The sequence below is a fragment of the Variovorax sp. HJSM1_2 genome (assembly GCF_049316285.1).
Classification (GTDB): domain Bacteria; phylum Pseudomonadota; class Gammaproteobacteria; order Burkholderiales; family Burkholderiaceae_C; genus Rhodoferax_B.
Genome location: NZ_JBMOXA010000036.1, coordinates 12,486 through 31,146 on the forward strand (window position 1 = coordinate 12,486; position 18,661 = coordinate 31,146).

Consider the following 18,661-nt stretch of genomic DNA (forward strand, 5'->3'; position numbering starts at 1 on the left):
AGGGCGCGCTTACTGCGCCGGCACGATCACCGCCACGCGGCGGTTTTGCATGCGGCTGCCGGCGGTATTGTTGTCGGTGATGGGGCGCTCCGCCCCCCATCCCTTGATCTGCATCTCTGATTTGGGCAGGCCTTGTTGCACCAGGGCCAATGCCACCGCTTCGGCGCGCCGCAAGGACAGCGTCTGGTTGAACGCCGGTGTGCCGGTGTTGTCGGTGTGGCCTTCCACGCGCAGCAGCGTCACGTCCAGCTTGCGCAGGGCTTGGCCTATGCGTTCTGCCGTGGCCTGGCTTTCGGGGTCGAGCACATCCGAGGCGGTGTCGAACAGGATCTTGCCGGTAAAGGCATATTCCCAGCCATCGGCGGTTTGCACAAAACCCAGGCGCTTGAATTCCGCTTCACGGCTGGCTCTGACATCCTGGGGCACAGCCACCGGTGCGGTCTGGCAGCCGGGCAGGGTCAGTGCACCGACGCAAACACATACCGTGCTCAGCAGCGCACGTCGGCGAAGTGTGGGCAGATGGGGCAAGGGGATGGCGGCGTTCAACTCAGGTCCTCGAAATCAGTGGTGTCGGTAGTGGCGTTGTAGAGGTGGCGGCTGCCGCGCTGTTGCGACTTCACCCGGTACATGGCCAGGTCGGCCGCGCGCAACAAGGTTTCTATGGTTGCCCCATGGCTGGGGTAGACGGCGATGCCAATGCTCAGGGACGGCACGATGTGCTCACCCGGGCGCAGGCTCAGCGGCGTGTGCATGCTGTGCAGGATCTTGTCGGCGATACGTTCGGCGTCCTCGTCGTTTTGCAGCGGGCTGAGCAGCACCGCGAATTCATCACCACCCAGCCGCGCCACGAGATCGGTTTCGCGCAGCTGGGCCGTCACACGCTGCGCCACTTCCACCAGCAGGGCGTCGCCTGCGGCGTGGCCAAAGCGGTCGTTGATGGATTTGAAGTGGTCGTTGTCCAGGTACAGCACGCCGACGCGGGTGCCATTCGATTCGGCGTCCTGCAACAGGCGGTGGAGGCGGCGGCGGAAGTGGGCGCGGTTGGGCAAGCCGGTCAGGCTGTCGTGGTTGGCCTGGTGCGAAAGCGATTTGTTTTCCTGCCGCAACTGCGTTTGGTGGGCCTCGATTTCACTCAGCAGCGCATTGAAGTCCTCGCCGAGCTCGTGCAGCTCCAGAATCGGCGAAGCGGGTGCACGATGTGGTTGGCCCAGGGCCTTGCGGGCCGAATGCGTGACGTTCATCAAGGCTTTCACGGGCTGCATGATTTCGCGGCGCAGCCGGTCGGACAAATGGCGCACCGCCACAAAACACAGCGCCATACACACCAGCAGGCTGAGCAGACCTGCGGCGACAAACTGCAGCAAGCCCGCGCCGCCATCCCGCAGAGAGACCTGGGCGATGGTGCGGCCTTGGTAGACGATGGGCGCGGCACCGGGCTCTGGCAGCAGCCACGCTTGCAAGCTGGCCGCCAGGCGGGTCTGCAGGCTGGCGGCGGCGGGGCTGTAGCGCCCCAGTATTTCGCCGCTGGTGCTCAAGATGGTGGCGTTACCCAGGGACTCCTGCACACCTATCATCTGGAGCACTTCCCGGATGGCATCTTCGTCGCGGAACACCACCGCCGCTTCTGCGGTGTAGGCAATCGAGCGTGCCAGCAGGTCTTCGTTGTGTTTGGCGTAGCTGCGCAGTGCCAGGGTGGCGGCCAGGGTCAGGCACAGCGCGACACCTGCCATCGTCACCAAGGCCACGCGAAAGTGTGCCCGGCGCAGCACCGTGCGCAGGCTGACGCGTGTGTCGCTGCTGGCTTTGGAGGCCCGGCCGAAACTCACGACGTCCTCCCGCCGGGGCGCCGGCCCAGCCGCAGCACCTGCGGGTTGACGCGCACGCTGCTGCGGGCCACGGCGTCAATGTCGACTTCAAACTGCACGTGGTCCTGTGGTGAGATGTCCAGGTAGAACATGCTGCCGGTGGTGCAGGCAGGTGAGCGTTCACACAAGCTCAGCACCGGCTGACCGGAGATTTGCTCCAGAACTTTGCGCCAGGACAAAGCACTGTTGGCAGCCACAAACACGGCGTCGCAGCGCTGGCCGATGCCGATTTCGCTTGTCGGCTGCAGCATCTGCACTTTGCGTTCCCCAAGATCCGCCATGCTGGCGGCCAATAACTTGGCGGCTGGCGCATTGCTGCCCAGCACACAGAGCCGAATCGGGTTGGGGTCGCCGGGCCAGCGCACATAGCCCAGGATGCCGCGCACCGTCTCCAGAATGCCGGGCCGCTCCTGTGCGGCCAACTGCATGCCGGTTTCGTCGTTCTGTTGCGCCTGGGCGGCGCCGCACAAAGCAGCCAGGCACAAAGCCATGGCCGTCAGCCAACGCAGCAGTGTGCGGCGCGGGAGGACAATCACAGTGAGAGGATGGGCGGACAGGGGCAAGATAAAAGCGTGCATGTAGAGAGGGCAGCCGCGAATGGCTGGGGCCGTGATCCTGCATCCTTGAGATACAAAACGGGCGAAGCGATTATTCGGCTGACCTGTGAACTCTAACAGCCAAGTATTTGGCGAAATGCCGCATAAATCACCACCAAGCCTCTGGCTGCGCCAACTCGCAGCGCGCGCATGCGGCGCTACAACAAAGACAGCCGCGTGGAGTTCTTCACCTCTTCCATCACGGCATAAGTGCGTGTTTCGCGGATGCCGGGCAACTGCCACAACACCGTGCCGGCGAATTCGCGGTAGGCCGTCATATCGGCCATGCGCGTCTTCAGCAGGTAGTCGAAGCCACCCGCGACCATGTGGCACTCCATGATTTCGGGGTGTACCTGCACGGCAGCCTTGAAGGCATCGAACACATTCGGCGTGGTGCGGTCCAGCAAAACCTCGACAAACACCAACATGGCGGCGTCCAGCAACAAGGGGTTGAGCCGCGCCTCGTAGCCCAGGATGTAGCCGTCGCGCGTGAGGCGCTGGGTGCGTGCCAGCACGGCGGTGGGCGACAGCGCCACGGCTTCGGCCAGCTTGAGGTTGGAGATGCGGCCATCGCGCTGTAAAACATCGAGGATGCGCCGGTCCAGGCGATCGAGGGTTGTTGAATTTTCCGACATTAGTAGTGAATTATTCTGTTTGATCGGCAATTATGGATAAATATTCACCAGTGATATGGGCAACATTGCGTAATTGTAAAAGTTACTCCTTGAATTGCGAAAGCCGGAAAAAACCATGCGCCTCCCCATTCCCTACCGCCCCGAAGCCGACGTTGTGGCCCACCGCCTGAGCCAGTTGGCCAATAGCCTGAACTGGCCCGAGGCCACGGCCGTGGCCCGCCCCTGGGTGCAAGCCGTGCGCGACAACCCGCCGCCGTTCTGGGCCATGGAAAGCCTGCTGCGCGAGTACCCGATCTCCAGCGCCGAAGGCCTGGCCTTGATGCGCCTGGCCGAAGCCTTGCTGCGTGTGCCCGATACCGAAACCGCCATCGCCCTGACGGCCGACCAACTGGGCCGCGCCGAGTTTGACGGCAGCGACGGTGCCGATGGGCATGTGTTGGGCCGTTCCACCATGGCCAAACTCTCCGGCTCGGCCATCGCCCTGTCGAAGAAGTTCCTGCCCGGCACCGATGGTGAACAAGGCCTGATGACCCGCCTGGGCGCCAAGACCGTGGTGGCCGCCACCGTGCGCGCCGTGCAGTTGTTAGGCCACCAATTTGTGCTGGGCCAGACCATTGGTGCGGCCATGGACGAAGCCGATTCGGCGCGCAAGAAGATCAAGCAATTACGCTTCAGCTACGACATGCTGGGCGAGGGCGCGCGCACCACCGCCGACGCCGCGCGTTACCTGCGCAGCTACCAACAAGCGATTGAAGCCATTGCCAAACGTGCCGTCCTCGGCGTGGCCACCGAGCAGAACGACGGCATTTCCATCAAGCTCAGTGCCTTGCACCCGCGTTATGAAGACGCGCAAAAAGCGCGTGTGATGGCCGAGTTGGTGCCCCAGGTGTGGGGTTTGTGTGAACAGGCGGCCCGCGCCAACATCAACCTGACGATTGATGCCGAAGAGGTGGACCGGCTGGAGCTGTCGCTGGACATCTTCGAAGCGCTGGCCGCCAAGATTGCGCAGCACCACCCGCAGTGGGGCGGCTTTGGCCTGGCCATGCAGGCCTACCAAACACGTGCGCTGGAACTCATACAGGAAGTGGCCGCCATTGGCCGCAAATACAAGCTGCGCCTGATGTGCCGGCTGGTGAAGGGCGCGTATTGGGATTCCGAAATCAAGCGTGCGCAGGAGCAGGGCCTGCCCTACTACCCGGTCTACACCCACAAGCACCACACCGATGTGTCCTACCTGGCTTGTGCGCAAGCCATGCTGGATGCGGCCGACACCATCTACTCGCAGTTCGCCACACACAACGCCGCCACCATCGCCGCCATCCTGCACATGGCCGCACGCAGCGGCGCCAAGTTTGAACTGCAGCGCCTGCACGGCATGGGCGAAGGTGTTTACCGCGAAGTGCTGAAGAACCCGCTGATCCACTGCCGCGTCTACGCCCCCGTGGGCGCGCACCGCGACCTGCTGGCCTACCTGGTGCGCCGCCTGCTGGAGAACGGCGCCAACTCGTCGTTTGTGCACCAGTTGGCCGACGAATCGGTGGGCATGGACGAGATCCTGGTGTCGCCGCTGCGCCTGGAGCCGCAATCCTCTCTGCCCTTGCCTAAAGACCTGTTCATCGCCGCATCGGCCAGCGGCCTGTGTGCGCCGCGCCGCAACAGCAGTGGTTTGGATTTGACGGTGGAGCCCATGTTCGCCCCGCTGCGTGCCGCGGCCGATGCGGTAGCCGTGCCTTTTATTCCAGAGTTTGATGTCAAAAACGCCTCTGCGGCTTATGCAGCGAGCGCCGCCAGCTACAAAGTTTGGAGTGCCAAGCCGGTAGAGGAACGCGCCGCCAGCCTGCGCCAAGCCGCCGACGCACTCGAAGCGCAACTGCCCCAGTTCTGCGCGTTGCTGGTCAAGGAAGCCTTCAAGACCTGGGGCGACGCGGTGTCTGAGGTGCGCGAGGCGGTGGACTTCATGCGTTATTACGCCGACGAAGCCACACGCATCATGGCGCCCGTGGCGTTGCCTGGCCCCACGGGTGAAACCAACGAGTTGCGCCTGACCGCGCGTGGCGTGTGGGTGTGTATCAGCCCGTGGAACTTCCCGCTGGCCATCTTCATGGGCCAGGTGGCCGCAGCCCTGGCCACCGGCAACACCGTGTTGGCCAAGCCTGCCGAACAAACGCCAGCAGTCGCTGCCGCCGCTGTGCAATTGCTGCATGCCGCCGGTGTGCCAGAAGCGGCGGTGCAACTGCTGCACGGCCCCGGTGAAACCGTGGGCGCGGCCTTGGTTGCGCTGCCCGGCATCGCCGGTGTGGTGTTCACCGGCTCCACGCCGGTGGCGCGCCACATCAACCGTGCACTCGCCGCCAAGGATGGCCCCATCGTGCCGCTGATCGCCGAAACCGGTGGCATCAACGCCATGCTGGTCGACTCGACCGCGCTGCCCGAGCAAGTGGTCGACGCCGTGGTGCAGTCCGCCTTCCGCAGCGCCGGCCAACGCTGCTCGGCGCTGCGCCTGTTGTGCCTGCACGAAGAGATTGCCGATGGCGTGATCGAGATGATCCAGGGCGCCGCCCAAGCCTTGGTGGTGGGCAACCCGGCAGAGTTGGCCACCGATGTGGGCCCGGTGATCGACAAAGAGGCGTTCGACAACATCCAGAACCACATCCAGCGCCTGAAGACCAGCGCCAAGGTGGTGGTGGCGCCGAACGAGCAGCCGCAAGTGATGAAGCACCTGATCGCGCCGCACGCGTTCGAGCTGCAAGGCGTTGAGCAAGTGCGCCAGGAAATCTTTGGCCCGGTGCTGCACATCGTGCGCTGGAGTGGTGATGCGCAGCAGGTCATAGAGCAGGTCAATACGCTGGGTTACGGCCTCACGCTGGGCATCCAGACCCGCATAGACTCGCGCGCCCAGGCCCTGGCATCCCATGCCCACACCGGCAACATCTATGTCAACCGCAACATCATTGGCGCGGTGGTGGGGGTGCAGCCGTTTGGTGGCGAAGGCCTGAGCGGCACCGGGCCCAAGGCCGGCGGCCCGCACTACCTGTTCCGCTTCTGCGCGGAGAAGACGGTGACGGTGAACACCACGGCGGCGGGCGGCAATGCGGCCTTGTTGGCGGCCATGCCCTAAGCTGGCCCGGCACCGAGGGCTGGGCCTTCGCCAGCTTGCAGGTTCCTAGGCCAGATGGCTTTGGAACACCTGTGCCAGCTTGGCGCGCTGCGCCTCGGTGAGGGCGGCAAACGGCGCCCGGCAGGGGCCGCAGTCCAGGCCTTGCAGCTGCAGTATGGCCTTGGTGCCGGGGAACACCCCGACATCAATCAACACATCTATCACCGCATTGGCCCGCGTCTGCAGCGCCCGCGCCTGGTCGAGTTGACCGGCGCGCACGGCGTTCCACATTTGCACAAATAACTTGCCCATGAAGTTGTAGGTCGTGCCTATGCCGCCGTCGGCGCCCATGGCCACACCGCCGACAAACATCTCGTCAAAACCGTTGTAGACCACGGCATGCGGCGCAGCGGTCTTGAGGCGCTCCAGTTGGTAGAGGTTTTGCGAGGTGTGTTTGACGCCGATGATCTTGGGATGCTCCAGCAGCGTCAGCAAATCCTTGGTGGACAGCGGCCGGGCCGACTTGGCCGGGAAGTTGTAGACGATGAGTGGCAGCGGCGTGGCATCGGCCAGGGCGCGGTAGTGGGCCAGCACTTCGGCGGCGGAGAAGTCGTAATAAAACGGCGGGATGGCCGAGATCGCGTCATAACCCGCATCGGCCGCCGCATGCGCCAGACCTATGGCCTCGTGTGTGGCGATGGCGCCCACATGGGCGATGAGTTTGGCGCGTCCCTTGTTGGCGCGCGCAAAAGCGGCGAGCACGGCCTGGCGTTCCGCAGGTGACTGCAAAAACGCCTCGCCGGTGCTGCCGCCCACATAGAAGCCGTGGAGGCCTTGGGCGATCTGTGCATCGGCCAGGGCGGGTAGCAGGTCCAGGTTCAGCGTGCCGTCGGCATGCAGCGGCGTGATCAGCGCCGAGAAGACGCCGGCGAGTGGATGGTTTGGCATGGTTGATCTACTTTGAAGCGCTGAGAACCTGCGGCAACCACAGCGTGAGCGGCGGCCACAACGAGATGGCGAGCAACACCACCAGCAGCGGAATAAGCCACGGCAGAATCGCGCGCGACATGGTCTCGAAGCTGATGTTGGCGATACGTGTCACCACAAACAGCACCACGCCAATCGGCGGGTGTATGGTGCCCAGGATCAGGTTCAACACCATGATCACGCCGAACTGTGCCGGGTCTATGCCGTAGGCCACGGCGGCCGGCACCAGAATCGGGATCAGGATCAGCATCGCGGCCAGCGCTTCCATGAAACAGCCAACGATCAGCATCAGCACATTGGCCATCAGCAGGAAAGCGATAGGGCTGGAGATGGTGGCGACGATCAGCGGGCTCAGCGTTTGTGGCATGCGCGAGATCGACATGCACCAGCCCAGCGCGCTGGCGGCCATCACCAGCACCAACACCAGGCCCGTGGTTTCGGCGGTCTCGATGAGGATGGGGCCTAGCTGCTTGACCTCCAGTGTGCGGTACACCACAAAGCCCAGGAACAATGCGTACAGGCAGGCCACGGCTGCGGCTTCGGTGGGCGTGACCAGGCCGCTGAACATGCCGCCCAAAATCACCACGGGCGTCATCAGTGCGAAGAAGCCGTTGAGGAAGGTGCGGCCGATGTTGCGGAAGCCGCCAAACGGTTTGCGTGCCATGCCTTGTTTGCGCGCAAAGTAGGCCACCATCAGCATCAGCGACAAGCCCATCAAGATGCCGGGAATCACCCCCGCGATGAACAGCTTGCCAATCGACACGTCAGCCGTCACGCCGTAGATCACCATGGGCAGCGACGGTGGAATGATGGGGCCTATGGTGGCCGCAGCGGCGGTGATGGCGGCAGCGGTTTCGGGCTTGTAGCCGGCCTTTTTCATGGCGCGGATCTCAATCGCACCCGAGCCCGCGGCATCGGCCACGGCCGAGCCCACCATGCCGGCGAAGATCATGCTGGTGAGCACACTGGCGTGGGCATAACCGCCGCGCACCCAGCCGATCACGGCGCTGGCGAATTCGACAATGCGGTCGGTCAAACGCGCGGCGCCCAGGATGTTGCCCATCAGGATGAACAAGGGCGCGGCAATGATGGGGAACGAATTCACCGAGCCGGCCATCTTCTGCGGCAACACGGTGACGGGCATGCCGCCCAGCCATAAAAACACCAGCGCGGCCAAGCCCATCGAGACAAACAGCGGCAAGCCCATCAGAATGCTGGCGAGCCAGCCGCCGGAGATCTTCAGCATCAGGCCTATCATGGCGTGGCTCCTTGTGCGCCGGGCTCGGGCGCGGGCACGATGGGCGCGGGCCGTTGCACGCGTTGCCACTGCTGCCACAGTTCAGCCACGGCCTGGCACAAGGTCAGCAGGCCAGCCGGCACCAAGGGTGCGTACATCCAGGCGTTGGACAACGGCAGGGCCAGGGCTTCAATGTCGGCATTGGTGTGCACCAGGTGCACGCTGTACCAGGCGATCACGCCGCCAAAAATCGCCAATGCGATTTGGATGGCGGCTTCGGTCCAGCGCCAGGCCTGGTCGGGCAGTTTGTCCTGGAAGAAGCGGATGCGGATGTGTGCGCGTTTGCGTGTGGCCAGCATCCAGCCCAGGCAAGACAGCCAGATCATCAGGAAGCAACTGCCTTCATCGGTCCAGCTCAGCGGGTGGCCTATGGCGCGTGTCACCACACCGGCGGTAACGGTGCAGAGCATCGCCACCACCAGCGCGCTGGCGAACACGGCCAAAAAGCTGTCGAATAACTTCAAAGCCTTCATCACGGTCCTACAAGGCTTGCAGCGATTCAAACGTGCCCTTGCCCCATTTGTCGGCAAACAGCTTGGGTACAGTGTCCAGCACCGGCTTGCGCCAGGCCGCGAGGTCGGGCTCGATGATGGTCATGCCACCGGCCTTGAAGGTGCCCACCAGGCCGGCCTCCTGGCTCAGCAGCTCTTTGTCCTGCCAGGCGGCGCCGCTGGCAAAGGCGGCTTGCATGAGGTCGCGGTCGGCGGCGGGCAGGCCTTTCCAGAAGGCTTCGTTCACGATCACCATGCGCGGCGTGATGATGTGTTCGGTCAGCACCAGGTACTTCTGCACTTCAAAAAACTTGCCGCTCTGTATGGTGGGCAGAGGGTTCTCCTGACCATCAATCGCCCCTTGGCTCAACGCCAGGTACAGCTCGCCAAACGCAATCGGGGTGGCACGTGCACCCCAGGCCTCGGCCATGGCGCGGAAGGTGTCGACCGGCGGCACACGCAGCTTGAATCCCGCCATGTCGGCCGGCGTGCGCACGGCCTTGGTGCCGGTGGTGAGGTGGCGTTTGCCGTAGTAGGTCATGTTGAGCATGCGCATGCCACGCTTGGCCACCAGGTCGGTGTTGAGCTTGGCAAACAGCGGTGTGCTCGGGGCCTTGGCCATGTGGGCGGCGTCGCGCCAGAGGTAGGGCGCCTCGACCACCGACAGCTGCGGCAAGAACGCGCCGAGTGCGCCCGCGCCGTCGGTGGTGAGCTGCAGCGCACCCGCCGACACGGCCTCTATCATGTCCTTGCCCGAGCCGAGCTGGCTGTTCGGGAACAGTTGCACGTCGATGCGGCCGCCCGATTTTTCTTTCACCTCTTTGGCCACGCGTTCGGCCATTTGCACCTGCGGGTGTGATGCCGCGAGCGACTCACCCCAGCGCACAGCCAACGGCTGCGCGCGCAGCAGCGTGGGGCTGGCCAGGCCGGCCGCGATGGCCGAACCAGTGGTGAGGAAACGTCTTCTGTTTTCGTTTTTCATTGTCTCCACCTTTTCCAAAATGACCGGACCGGCGTCCGGCAGAACTACAGGGAATGCATGTGATTTATGACTAACATGTCAGTTGCTATGGCGAAGGAATTGTGCTGTGAATGCCTTTCTTGTGGCTGAGTGGAAACCCGTGGCCGGCCGCGCCGCCGACCCATGGGTCGCTGCCGATGTGGCAATGCCTTTGCTCCTCAAAATGGAGCTAAATGCGCTTTTTTAATGTGCCTGAAAGCCATTTTTGATAGATGAGTTTCATGTGGTGTTGTTGTGCCCGCCAAGCGTGCATCGCATCGGCTTGAAGCACCGCGCCCAGGCAACACACGCAGCGAGCGGTGTGGTTTGACACCGCCTGAGCTGCGTTTCATCCCACTCAAGTTTTGTTTCGTCGCAATCCGCTGGTGCTGCGGCGCGCGGCTGGGCAAAGTGCCAGCCAGTCACGGCCTTCGTCGCCTTTCAGCGATGCCCACACGGAGCACTTCTATCATGCAACTTACACCCCTGATCGCCGTCCACATGACGGCTGCGCTGCTGGCGCTGGTCACCGGTCCCGTCGCCTTGTGGGCGCGCAAAGGGCGTACACAGCGCACACGGCTGCACCGCGCGTTTGGTTATGCCTGGGTGGCGTTTATGTTGCTCACGGCTTTGTCGGCCCTGCTCATCCGCGACCATCGTTTGCCGAATGTGGCGGGTTTCACGCCGATCCACCTGCTCATCCCGCTGACGCTGGGGGCTTTGTTCCTGGCGCTGCGTGCGCTGGTGCGCGGCCAGGTGCAGCAGCACCGCCAGACCATGCAACGTTTGTATTTCAGTGCGTGTGTGGTCACTGGCATGTTCACGCTGTGGCCCAGTCGGCTGTTGGGCCAATGGCTTTGGCACGACGCACTGGGCTGGTGGTGATCCATGGGCGGCCAACACGTTGCAAAATCCATGTCTGTTCAGCCTATGCACACCTTCAACCTCCACACTCTTGCCGCGACGCTGCGCCGACATGGGCCCAAGTTGGCCGCCATGCTGGGCCTGAACACCTTGGTGGCCGTGGGCATCACCCTCGTCGGGGCGCAGGGGTTTGGTGTGAACTGGGTGTTTGCGCAATGTATAGGCCTCAGCATCTGGGCACTGACCGAACCGCTGTGCCGTCTGTGGGTGCGTGCACTTGAAACCCAATGGCCGCGCCTGCTGCTGGTCGTGCCGCTGGGCGCGTTGTGTGGCTATGTGGTGGGCGGCCTGCTGGCCGCATGGTGCCTGGGCCTGCCGTGGAATGCGGGCTGGAGCGGGCTGGAGCGCCATTGGCATTACCTGCTGCTGAGCTTGTTGGCCGCCGCCGGCTGCACCTACTTTTTTGTCAGCCGCACGCTGCTGCAGCAAACGCGCGAGCGCCACACGGCGGCGCAGTTGCATCTGGCCCAGGCGCAACTGCAGTTGTTGCAGGCGCAGTTGGAACCACACATGTTGTTCAACACCCTGGCCAACCTGCGTGTGTTGATCACGCTTGATCCGGCGCGCGCCACGGCCATGCTCGACCGTCTGGTGGACTTTTTGCGCGCCACCCTCAGCGCGTCGCGCCAGACCATGCACCCCTTGAGCGCAGAGTTTGCGCGCCTGCAAGACTATCTGGCACTGATGGCTGTGCGTATGGGGCCGCGCCTGGGCATCACCTTGGAATTGCCCGATGCGTTGGCCCACGTGCCTGTGCCCAGCCTGCTGTTGCAGCCCCTGGTGGAAAACAGCATTCGCCACGGACTGGAACGCAAGCTGGAGGGCGGGCACATCACGGTGCGTGCGCAGCGCGCGGCCGGCCAGGTGGTGTTGACCGTGGCCGACACGGGCGTGGGTTGGCCGGCCGGGCAGCCTGGCGCCGAGGGTGGGGGGAGTGGCTTTGGCCTGGCGCAGGTGCGCGCCCAACTGGCGGCCGCTTTTGGTGAGCAGGCCATGCTGCAGATCGTGACACCGGTCAGCGGCGGTGTCAGCGTGAACATGACCATTCCGTATCCGACGTCTATCGTTGCACAGACCTGAACCATGCCCATCACGGCCCTTATCGCGGACGACGAACCCCTGCTGGCCCAGGCCCTGCATGCCTTGCTGACCGAGGCCTGGCCGGATTTGCAGGTGCTGGCAACCGTGGGTGACGGCGCCAGTGCGCTGGCCTGCGCGCTGCAGAGTACGCCCGATGTGTTGTTCCTGGACATTCGCATGCCCGGCATGGACGGCTTGGAAGCGGCTGCGGCCTTGGTGGATGTATGGCCGGCGAGCAAGCCGTTTCCCGCGTTGGTGTTTGTCACGGCCTACGACCAATATGCGGTGCAGGCCTTCGAGACCCAGGCCGTGGACTATCTGCTCAAGCCGGTGCAGCCCGAGCGCCTGCGCAAGACGGTGGCCAGGCTGCAGTCCCTGGGGTTGGGCCAAAGTGGCGCACAGGGTATGGCCACGGACGAAATGCGCTGGGCGCAGTTGGGTGGTTTACACGACCTGCTGGCGCATGTGGTGGGTGCACATACTCGCGGCGCGCTGCCCAGATTGCAGTTCATTGCCGCCAGCCTGGGCAACCAGGTGCACATGGTTCCGGTGGCCGAGGTGGTTTATTTCGAGGCCGCGGACAAGTATGTGCGTGTGGTGACCGAAATGCGCGAGTACACCATCCGTACACCGTTAAAGGACTTGCTGCCCCAGCTCGACACACAAAGCTTCTGGCAGATACACCGCGGTACGGTGGTCCGCGCGCAGGCGGTGGCGAGTGTGCTGCGCGACGAGTCGGGCAAGCTGCAGGCTTTGTTGCATGGGCGTACCGAGCGGCTGGCGGTGAGCCGCCTGTACGCGCACCTCTTCAGGGCGATGTAAGAGCCAGTTCAGAATCTATTGGGGTCTCTCAATAGAGGGTGAACAGGCTCTCGGTCGCCCCGGCCTGAAGCCTTACTTGGCGGCGATGATGCCGATTTCGACCGTGAATTCGGCCAGGGCCAGCTTGGGGCTCATCACCGTGGCGCGTGCGGGCGTGGCGCCGGGCACAACCCAGGCTTCCCAGGCGCGGTTCATGTCGGCAAAGCTGGCCATGTCGGTCAGCCAGATGGTGGCGCTCAGCAGCTTGGACTTGTCGGTGCCGGCGGCGGCCAGCAATGCGTCGATCTTGGCCAGCACCTGTTGGGTTTGGCCAAAGGTATCGGCGGTGGTGCCGGGTTCGGCGCATTGACCGGCCAGGTACACCGTGTCACCGTGGATCACGGCTTGGGACATGCGCGGGCCGGGCTGTATGCGTTGAATGGACATGAAGACTCCTGAACAAAGGGAAGGGGTTGAAAAAGGCTTAGCCGCCAATGATACGGCGCGCCGTAGCGCTGGCGGCCGCGTAGGCCTGCATCAAGAATCTTTATGTCACATCAGCTTGTTTGCTCAGGCCATCGAGGCACAGGCGTGCGGCGGCCAGATCTTCGAGTGCCGCGCCTACTGACTTGAAAACCGTGATGGCGCCGGGGGCGCGTGCTGCTGCCTGGTTGGCGCGGCATAGCTCGGCCAGCTCACCGACGATCTGCTCGCGCCGCAGCGCGCCCGAGTCCAGTGCCTGCACGATGTCGCCCGCCTCGGACAGGGCGCCAGCCAAGGTATCGCACCACACGGCGCTGGCACGGGCCATCAGCGTGTCATCGGCTTCGCGCATCTGGGGGGTGAAGGCACCGACCAGGTCCACATGGGTGCCGGGCCTCAGCCAATCGCCGTACAGCAAGGCCGTGGGTGAAAGGGTGGCGCAACTGACGATGTCGGCCTGCGCGCAGGCTTGGCGCAGATCAGGCACCGCCTCGGCATGCAGGCCTTGCGCACACAGCGCCTGTGCGCTGGCTTGGGCCTTTTCCGGTGCGCGGCCCCATACCAGTACCCGCTCTATGGGGCGCACCTGGGCATGCGCCAAAGGCAGGACTTGCGCGAGGCGGCCGCTGCCCACCATCAACAGGGTGCGGCTGTCCGTCCGCGAGAGATAACGGCTGGCCAGGGCCGATGCGGCCGCCGTGCGGCGGGCGGTGAGTTCGCCGGCATCGAGCACCGCCTGCGGCCGGCCGCTGAGCGCATCCATCAGCACGTACAGGCCGTGGATCGACGGCAACTGCCGCGTATGGTTGTCCGGATAGACGCTGACCAGCTTCACGCCCACGCCCAGTGCGGGGCTCCATGCCGGCATGCTCAGCAGCACAGGGGTCTGTGTTGGCCCCAGGCCGTGCATGTGGTGGTGGCTGCGCACCGGGGTGGTCAGGTCGGTTGCGGCAAATGCCTGTTGCAAAGCCTGCAGCAGGGCCGGCCAGGGCAGATGGCGTGCTACGCTGTTGGCATCGATGTAGCGCAGGGCCGATGCGGCGGAGTTGGCGGTATAGGCGGGATTGGCGGCGTTGTGCATGGTGGCCAGTGTGCCGCAGGCCTGGCGCGGCTGGTCCGCGCGTCAACCCTCAGTCTGTGGCGCCGCGTGTGCGTTCGCTGCGCAGCATGGTCAGGCCGGATCCTACGAGCAGCGCAATGCCGACCCAGGCCAGCAAATTGGGCACATCGCCCCATACGCCAAAACCCAGCAGCACGGCAAACAGCAGCGAGCTGTAGCGAAACGGCGCCACCAGCGACACCTCGCCATGGCGCATGCCGTAGATGATCAGAAAGTTGCCAATCACCAGGAACAGCGAGGCCAGGCCCAGCGTGCCCAGCTGTTGCCAGGTAAAGGGCGCCCAGCCCTGAACGATAGACAACAGCCCCGAGACCAAGGTGACGCCGAGTGCGCTGGCCAGCGTGATCAGGATGCCCGGCACCGTGGACGGGATGCGCCGCGTCAGCAAGTCGCGGGCGGCATGGAATACGGTGGCCACCAGGCACAGAATCGCAAAACTGTTGAAGCCGTTGGCGCGCGGCTGTATCACCAGCAACACGCCGGTAAAGCCCGCACCAATGGCGAACCAGCGCAGCGCGTTGACTTTCTCACGCATGAACCACGCCGCAAAAATGGTGATGAACAAGGGTGCGGCCATGTTGATGGCGGTGGCGTTGCCTATCGGCAGGTGGAACAGCGAGGTCAGGTACAGCATGGTGCCCGTGGTCTCGGAGGTCGTGCGAATCACCACCCAGCGGTGGGCGATCTCGCGGATGCGGCCCAGTTCGCCCATGGCGTAGGCCGCGCACAACACGATCAAACAAGCCGTGGTGCCGCGCATGAAGATCAACTGCGCCGCGGGTAACGACTGGCTGGTGTACTTCACCATGGCATCGTTGGTCACAAACGCGGCCATGGCCGTCAGGATGGCCAGGATGCTGCGCCGGTTGGCTTGACGTCGCTGCTGGTCGGCACTGGTCTGTGGGGAAGGGGCTGTGGGCAACGAGGCTGAATCGGACATGGCGTGGCCGACAAGTCCAACCGCAGGGCGGCGCTGGCTGGCCGGGCGGGAAGGGGATGGCGGCAAATAAGGGCGAACCATTATTGTGCCGCTTTGGTGCATGCCGCGGTCTGCGTATAAACCGCAGTTTCTGATATGAAAAATGGCTTTGATGTATGTTTGGCAAGCGTGGATAGCTATCTAATTAGTAGTATTTTTATCTTGCCGCTTGATTTTGCGGCCGGGCGATGGCCCACAACGCGGCGGCCATCAACAACACGCCCGCGATTTGCAGGGCCGAGAGTGTGCGGCCATACACCAGGCCATCCACCACCACGGCCGTGAGCGGGTAGACAAACTGCAGCACCGCAATCTTGCCTATGGCCAGCCGTGCCATGCCGGCAAACAGGATGGCATAGGCCAGGCCGGTGTGGATCACACCCAGGCCCGCGAGCCAGGCCCAGGCCTGTGGCTGCTGCGGCCAGCCAAAAACAAACGGCACCCAGGCCAGCACCACCACACCCACCAGGCACTGCCACCACGCCAGGGCGAACGAACTGGTGCCGTTTGAGGACTTGGCCGACTTGGCGATCAAGGTCACGGCCGCGTAGCTGAGCGAGCCGCCAAGGCACATCACCAAGCCTATGAGGTAGCCATTGCCGGCACTGTGCAGCCAGTCGGTGTTGCTCAGCAAGCCGGTGGTCAAGGTCAGCCCACACAGCGCCACCAGCGTGGCGACCCATTGGTGTGGCGCCACCTTTTCACGCAGCAACCACGCGCCCAGCAGCATCACCCAAATGGGCTGGATGTGGAACACCACGGTGGCCACGCCTATGGACGTGCGTGTGATGGCGGCGAAAAACAGCGCCCAGTTAAAAATCATCAGCGCACCGCTGGTCATGGCGATACACAACACCCGGCCTTGCAGGCGCAGCTCTTTTAAGCGCCCGGTGGCGGCGCCCCAGGCCAGCAGCGCCAAGCCGCCAAACAAGCAGCGAAACCACACCGTGACCAAGGGGTGTTGTCCGGCCTCTTCGACAAACACACCCAGCGTGCCGAGCAGGATGCCGCCGGCGATCAGCAGCCATTGGCCTTGGCGTTCACGGGTATTGATTGCAGCGTTGTGTGCTAGCAGCGGGAGCTTGGTTTCGATGTGCATGCTGCGATGCTCCACGCTGCGCCGATTTGTGTAAAACGGATAATTCAAAGCACTATTATTCGATTAACGAATTCAAAGAGCCCTCCAGCTGTGAACTACCCCGACTTTCAAATCGATTGGTTGCGCGCCTTTGTGGCGACCGTGGACGCGGGCTCGCTGTCGGGCGCGGCGCCGCTGGTGCACCGCTCGCAGTCGGCGGTGAGTATGCAGATCAAAAAGCTGGAAGCGGCGCTGGGCCGCACCGTGTTGCTGCGCGGCCCGCGGCAGATGGAGCTGACACCGGCTGGTGCCGAGCTGTTGGCCTATGCGCGGCGCATGCTGGCGCTGCAGGCCGAAACGCAGACGGCGCTGTTTGGCCCGCGCCTGGAAGGGCGGGTGCGCCTGGGGGTGCCCGACGACTACGCCGCCACCTACCTCACGCCGGTGCTGCGCAGCTTTGCCAGCCGCCACATGGGTGTGGAGATTGACCTCACGTGTGAGCAGTCGACCGCGTTGATTCCGCGTGTGCTCAAGGGTGAGCTGGATGTGGCGCTGGTCTCGCGCGACAAGGCGCAACGCGGGCGTTTGTTGTTTCAGGAGCCGCTGGTGTGGGTGGCGGCCGCACAGTACGAAGCCTGGCGGCGCGACCCCTTGCCAATTGCCGTGTACGAGGCCGGCAGCATGGCGCGCAGCGCCACGCTGTCGGCGCTGAGCGCCAAGGGGCGCGCCTACCGCATCGTCTATCACAGCTCCAGTCTGGCGGGGCAGTTGGCGGCCGTGGAAAGTGGCTTGGCGATTGCGGTGCTGACACGCTGCAGTGTGCCGGCGGGCTTGCAGATTTTGCAGAACCTGCCGACCGAATACGACTTGCCAACACTAGGCGCCATGGAGGTGACGGTGATGCGCAGCAAGGCTTCGTTGCGTTCACCCGCGGTGGACGCCATCTACGAACAGATGGTGCAGACCCTGGCCAGAAATTAGCGCCGGCTCAGCTCTCGGCCGCTGTTGCCATGCGGTGTGGCATCAGGTGCTCACGCGGCGCCTCGCCGCCCCAGAGGCGTTGCAGCAAGTCGACGATTTTTGGCCCGAAATCGCGGTGTGGAATTTGCACCGACGTGAGCCAGGGCGCCAGCCAGGCATTGATGGGGTTGCCGTCAATGCCCACCAGTTCGCAGTCTTGCGGCACGGCCACGCCACACTCGCGCGCCAGGCGGTGCACGCCGTAGGCCACCTGGTCGCTGATACACATGGCGCCGCGTGGCCAGTTCTGTGTGCCCGCAAAATGCGCCGCCGCCGCGTAGCCGATTTCCAGGTGCGAGATGCCGGGGCCAGCGGCTTTGATGATGCGCTCGGCGGGAATGCCGCGCGCCAGCATGCGGTCACAAAAGCCCTTGACGCGTTCACGCGTGGTCGACGATTCGCGTGAAGGGAACACCACGGCGGGTTGTTCTATGCCGCGGGCGAGCAGGTAGTCGGCCGCGTCCGCTCCGGCGGCGAGGTTGTTCGGCCCGACAAAGGCGCAGTCGCCAAACGGGCTGCGGCGGCTGACAAACACAATCGGTGCGCCGCGCGCCACAAAGTCGCGTAAGCCGGGGCTGGCTTGCCCGGCGACCACCACATAGCCTTGCACCACCTGTGAACGCATGGCGTTGAGGTAGTCGTCCTGCAGGTCGGGGCGGTCGTGGGTGTCGCACAGGATCATCACGTAGCCGGCTTCGCGCAATGCGGCCTCGGTGGACGCTGCAATGGTGGCCATCACCGGGTTGTCGAGGTTGGCGGCCAGCATGGCGACCAGGCGGCTTTCGCGGTTGCGCAGGGCGCGGCCGAGTTGGTTGGGGTGGTAGCCAACCTTGGTGATGGCGGCGCGCACACGCTCCAGCGTTTCGGGCGAGGCGCGCTTGGTTTCACCGTTGACGATGCGCGAGACCGTGGCGATGGAGACGCCCGCCTCAGCGGCCACCGTGGCGAGTGAGACCGGTCCTATGCCGTTGCCCTTGCGATGTGCGTCCGTCATGTTGCGCTTGTCTCCCCGGGTGCGGTTGCAGGCCAGTACCGCGGGCGGTGTCTGGTCCATTTTTTTGATTGTTTGTACGCTGGATTGTCGCAGTGCATGGGTCTAGCCCGGGCGCGGCAAGCGACGCGATTGGCCTTACAAAAGTACAGTTTAGAAAATCTTTGACAGTTTTGGCAAACGTTTGCCATAATATTTGCACGGTAACGATAACGCG

General features: G+C 64.0%; 18 protein-coding genes. 5 read left to right on the forward strand and 13 right to left on the reverse strand.

Going from position 1 to position 18,661, the window contains the following annotated elements; translation table 11 throughout:
• Nucleotides 1-9 precede the first annotated feature (9 nt).
• From ACFQ95_RS23860 to ACFQ95_RS23875, 4 genes are all read right to left on the reverse strand, one after another.
• Nucleotides 10-546 carry an OmpA family protein gene (locus ACFQ95_RS23860; RefSeq protein ID WP_422835132.1) on the reverse strand — a complete coding sequence of 179 codons (537 nt, stop codon included), beginning with the start codon at nucleotides 544-546 and terminating at the stop codon, nucleotides 10-12.
• Complete coding sequence (locus tag ACFQ95_RS23865; RefSeq protein ID WP_422835133.1) at nucleotides 543-1,826, reverse strand: diguanylate cyclase domain-containing protein; 1,284 nt, start codon at nucleotides 1,824-1,826, stop codon at nucleotides 543-545. The genes ACFQ95_RS23860 and ACFQ95_RS23865 overlap by 4 nt, the downstream gene beginning before the upstream one ends.
• Nucleotides 1,823-2,401, reverse strand: coding sequence for a YfiR family protein (locus ACFQ95_RS23870; protein ID WP_422835135.1), 579 nt, complete (start codon nucleotides 2,399-2,401; stop codon nucleotides 1,823-1,825). Before ACFQ95_RS23870 ends, ACFQ95_RS23865 begins: the two co-directional genes overlap by 4 nt.
• A 218-nt stretch (nucleotides 2,402-2,619) precedes the next feature.
• The gene (locus tag ACFQ95_RS23875) at nucleotides 2,620-3,096 is read right to left on the reverse strand and encodes an Lrp/AsnC ligand binding domain-containing protein (RefSeq protein WP_422835136.1); all 477 of its coding nucleotides are present in this window, start codon (nucleotides 3,094-3,096) and stop codon (nucleotides 2,620-2,622) included.
• 115 nt (nucleotides 3,097-3,211) lie between these two features.
• Here ACFQ95_RS23875 and ACFQ95_RS23880 point away from each other — a divergent pair, with 115 nt between their 5' ends.
• Nucleotides 3,212-6,214, forward strand: a complete 3,003-nt coding sequence (locus ACFQ95_RS23880; RefSeq protein ID WP_422835138.1) for an L-glutamate gamma-semialdehyde dehydrogenase — start codon at nucleotides 3,212-3,214, stop codon at nucleotides 6,212-6,214.
• A gap of 45 nt (nucleotides 6,215-6,259) precedes the next feature.
• Here the strand turns inward: ACFQ95_RS23880 and ACFQ95_RS23885 are convergent, their stop codons facing one another.
• Genes ACFQ95_RS23885 through ACFQ95_RS23900 form a run of 4 tightly spaced genes read right to left on the reverse strand, consistent with a single transcriptional unit; the run spans nucleotide 6,260 to nucleotide 9,950 of the window.
• Nucleotides 6,260-7,141, reverse strand: a complete 882-nt coding sequence (locus tag ACFQ95_RS23885) for an N-acetylneuraminate lyase (protein WP_422835140.1) — start codon at nucleotides 7,139-7,141, stop codon at nucleotides 6,260-6,262.
• Nucleotides 7,142-7,148: 7 nt separating this feature from the next.
• Nucleotides 7,149-8,438 (reverse strand): TRAP transporter large permease, encoded by a 1,290-nt coding sequence (locus tag ACFQ95_RS23890; protein WP_422835142.1) that lies wholly within the window; start codon nucleotides 8,436-8,438, stop codon nucleotides 7,149-7,151.
• Complete coding sequence (locus ACFQ95_RS23895) at nucleotides 8,435-8,950, reverse strand: TRAP transporter small permease (RefSeq protein WP_422835144.1); 516 nt, start codon at nucleotides 8,948-8,950, stop codon at nucleotides 8,435-8,437. The genes ACFQ95_RS23890 and ACFQ95_RS23895 overlap by 4 nt, the downstream gene beginning before the upstream one ends.
• Before the next feature lie 7 nt (nucleotides 8,951-8,957).
• The gene (locus tag ACFQ95_RS23900; RefSeq protein WP_422835145.1) at nucleotides 8,958-9,950 is read right to left on the reverse strand and encodes a sialic acid TRAP transporter substrate-binding protein SiaP; all 993 of its coding nucleotides are present in this window, start codon (nucleotides 9,948-9,950) and stop codon (nucleotides 8,958-8,960) included.
• 489 nt (nucleotides 9,951-10,439) lie between these two features.
• Between ACFQ95_RS23900 and ACFQ95_RS23905 the strand changes: the two genes are divergently transcribed.
• Genes ACFQ95_RS23905 through ACFQ95_RS23915 form a run of 3 tightly spaced genes read left to right on the forward strand, consistent with a single transcriptional unit; the run spans nucleotide 10,440 to nucleotide 12,794 of the window.
• Nucleotides 10,440-10,853 (forward strand): DUF2306 domain-containing protein, encoded by a 414-nt coding sequence (locus ACFQ95_RS23905; protein ID WP_422835146.1) that lies wholly within the window; start codon nucleotides 10,440-10,442, stop codon nucleotides 10,851-10,853.
• A gap of 30 nt (nucleotides 10,854-10,883) precedes the next feature.
• Nucleotides 10,884-11,972 carry a sensor histidine kinase gene (locus ACFQ95_RS23910; RefSeq protein ID WP_422835148.1) on the forward strand — a complete coding sequence of 363 codons (1,089 nt, stop codon included), beginning with the start codon at nucleotides 10,884-10,886 and terminating at the stop codon, nucleotides 11,970-11,972.
• A 3-nt stretch (nucleotides 11,973-11,975) separates the two neighbouring features.
• Nucleotides 11,976-12,794: a LytR/AlgR family response regulator transcription factor gene (locus tag ACFQ95_RS23915; protein WP_422835150.1), complete on the forward strand. Its 819-nt coding sequence runs from the start codon at nucleotides 11,976-11,978 to the stop codon at nucleotides 12,792-12,794.
• Between the two features lie 72 nt (nucleotides 12,795-12,866).
• Here the strand turns inward: ACFQ95_RS23915 and ACFQ95_RS23920 are convergent, their stop codons facing one another.
• The 4 genes from ACFQ95_RS23920 to ACFQ95_RS23935 form a co-directional block, all read right to left on the reverse strand.
• A complete protein-coding gene (locus ACFQ95_RS23920; RefSeq protein ID WP_422835152.1) occupies nucleotides 12,867-13,220 on the reverse strand; it encodes a RidA family protein in 354 nt (117 codons plus the stop codon).
• Nucleotides 13,221-13,320: 100 nt separating this feature from the next.
• Nucleotides 13,321-14,337 (reverse strand): ornithine cyclodeaminase family protein, encoded by a 1,017-nt coding sequence (locus ACFQ95_RS23925; RefSeq protein WP_422835154.1) that lies wholly within the window; start codon nucleotides 14,335-14,337, stop codon nucleotides 13,321-13,323.
• Between the two features lie 49 nt (nucleotides 14,338-14,386).
• Nucleotides 14,387-15,316 (reverse strand): DMT family transporter, encoded by a 930-nt coding sequence (locus tag ACFQ95_RS23930; protein ID WP_422835156.1) that lies wholly within the window; start codon nucleotides 15,314-15,316, stop codon nucleotides 14,387-14,389.
• Between the two features lie 196 nt (nucleotides 15,317-15,512).
• Nucleotides 15,513-16,454 (reverse strand): DMT family transporter, encoded by a 942-nt coding sequence (locus ACFQ95_RS23935; RefSeq protein ID WP_422835157.1) that lies wholly within the window; start codon nucleotides 16,452-16,454, stop codon nucleotides 15,513-15,515.
• Nucleotides 16,455-16,544: 90 nt separating this feature from the next.
• Between ACFQ95_RS23935 and ACFQ95_RS23940 the strand changes: the two genes are divergently transcribed.
• On the forward strand, nucleotides 16,545-17,414 hold the full coding sequence (locus ACFQ95_RS23940) for a LysR family transcriptional regulator (RefSeq protein WP_422835159.1): 870 nt from the start codon (nucleotides 16,545-16,547) through the stop codon (nucleotides 17,412-17,414).
• Nucleotides 17,415-17,421: 7 nt separating this feature from the next.
• On the opposite strand, the gene ACFQ95_RS23945 is transcribed toward ACFQ95_RS23940, so the two are convergent.
• Nucleotides 17,422-18,507, reverse strand: coding sequence for a LacI family DNA-binding transcriptional regulator (locus tag ACFQ95_RS23945; protein ID WP_422835161.1), 1,086 nt, complete (start codon nucleotides 18,505-18,507; stop codon nucleotides 17,422-17,424).
• Nucleotides 18,508-18,661 lie beyond the last annotated feature (154 nt).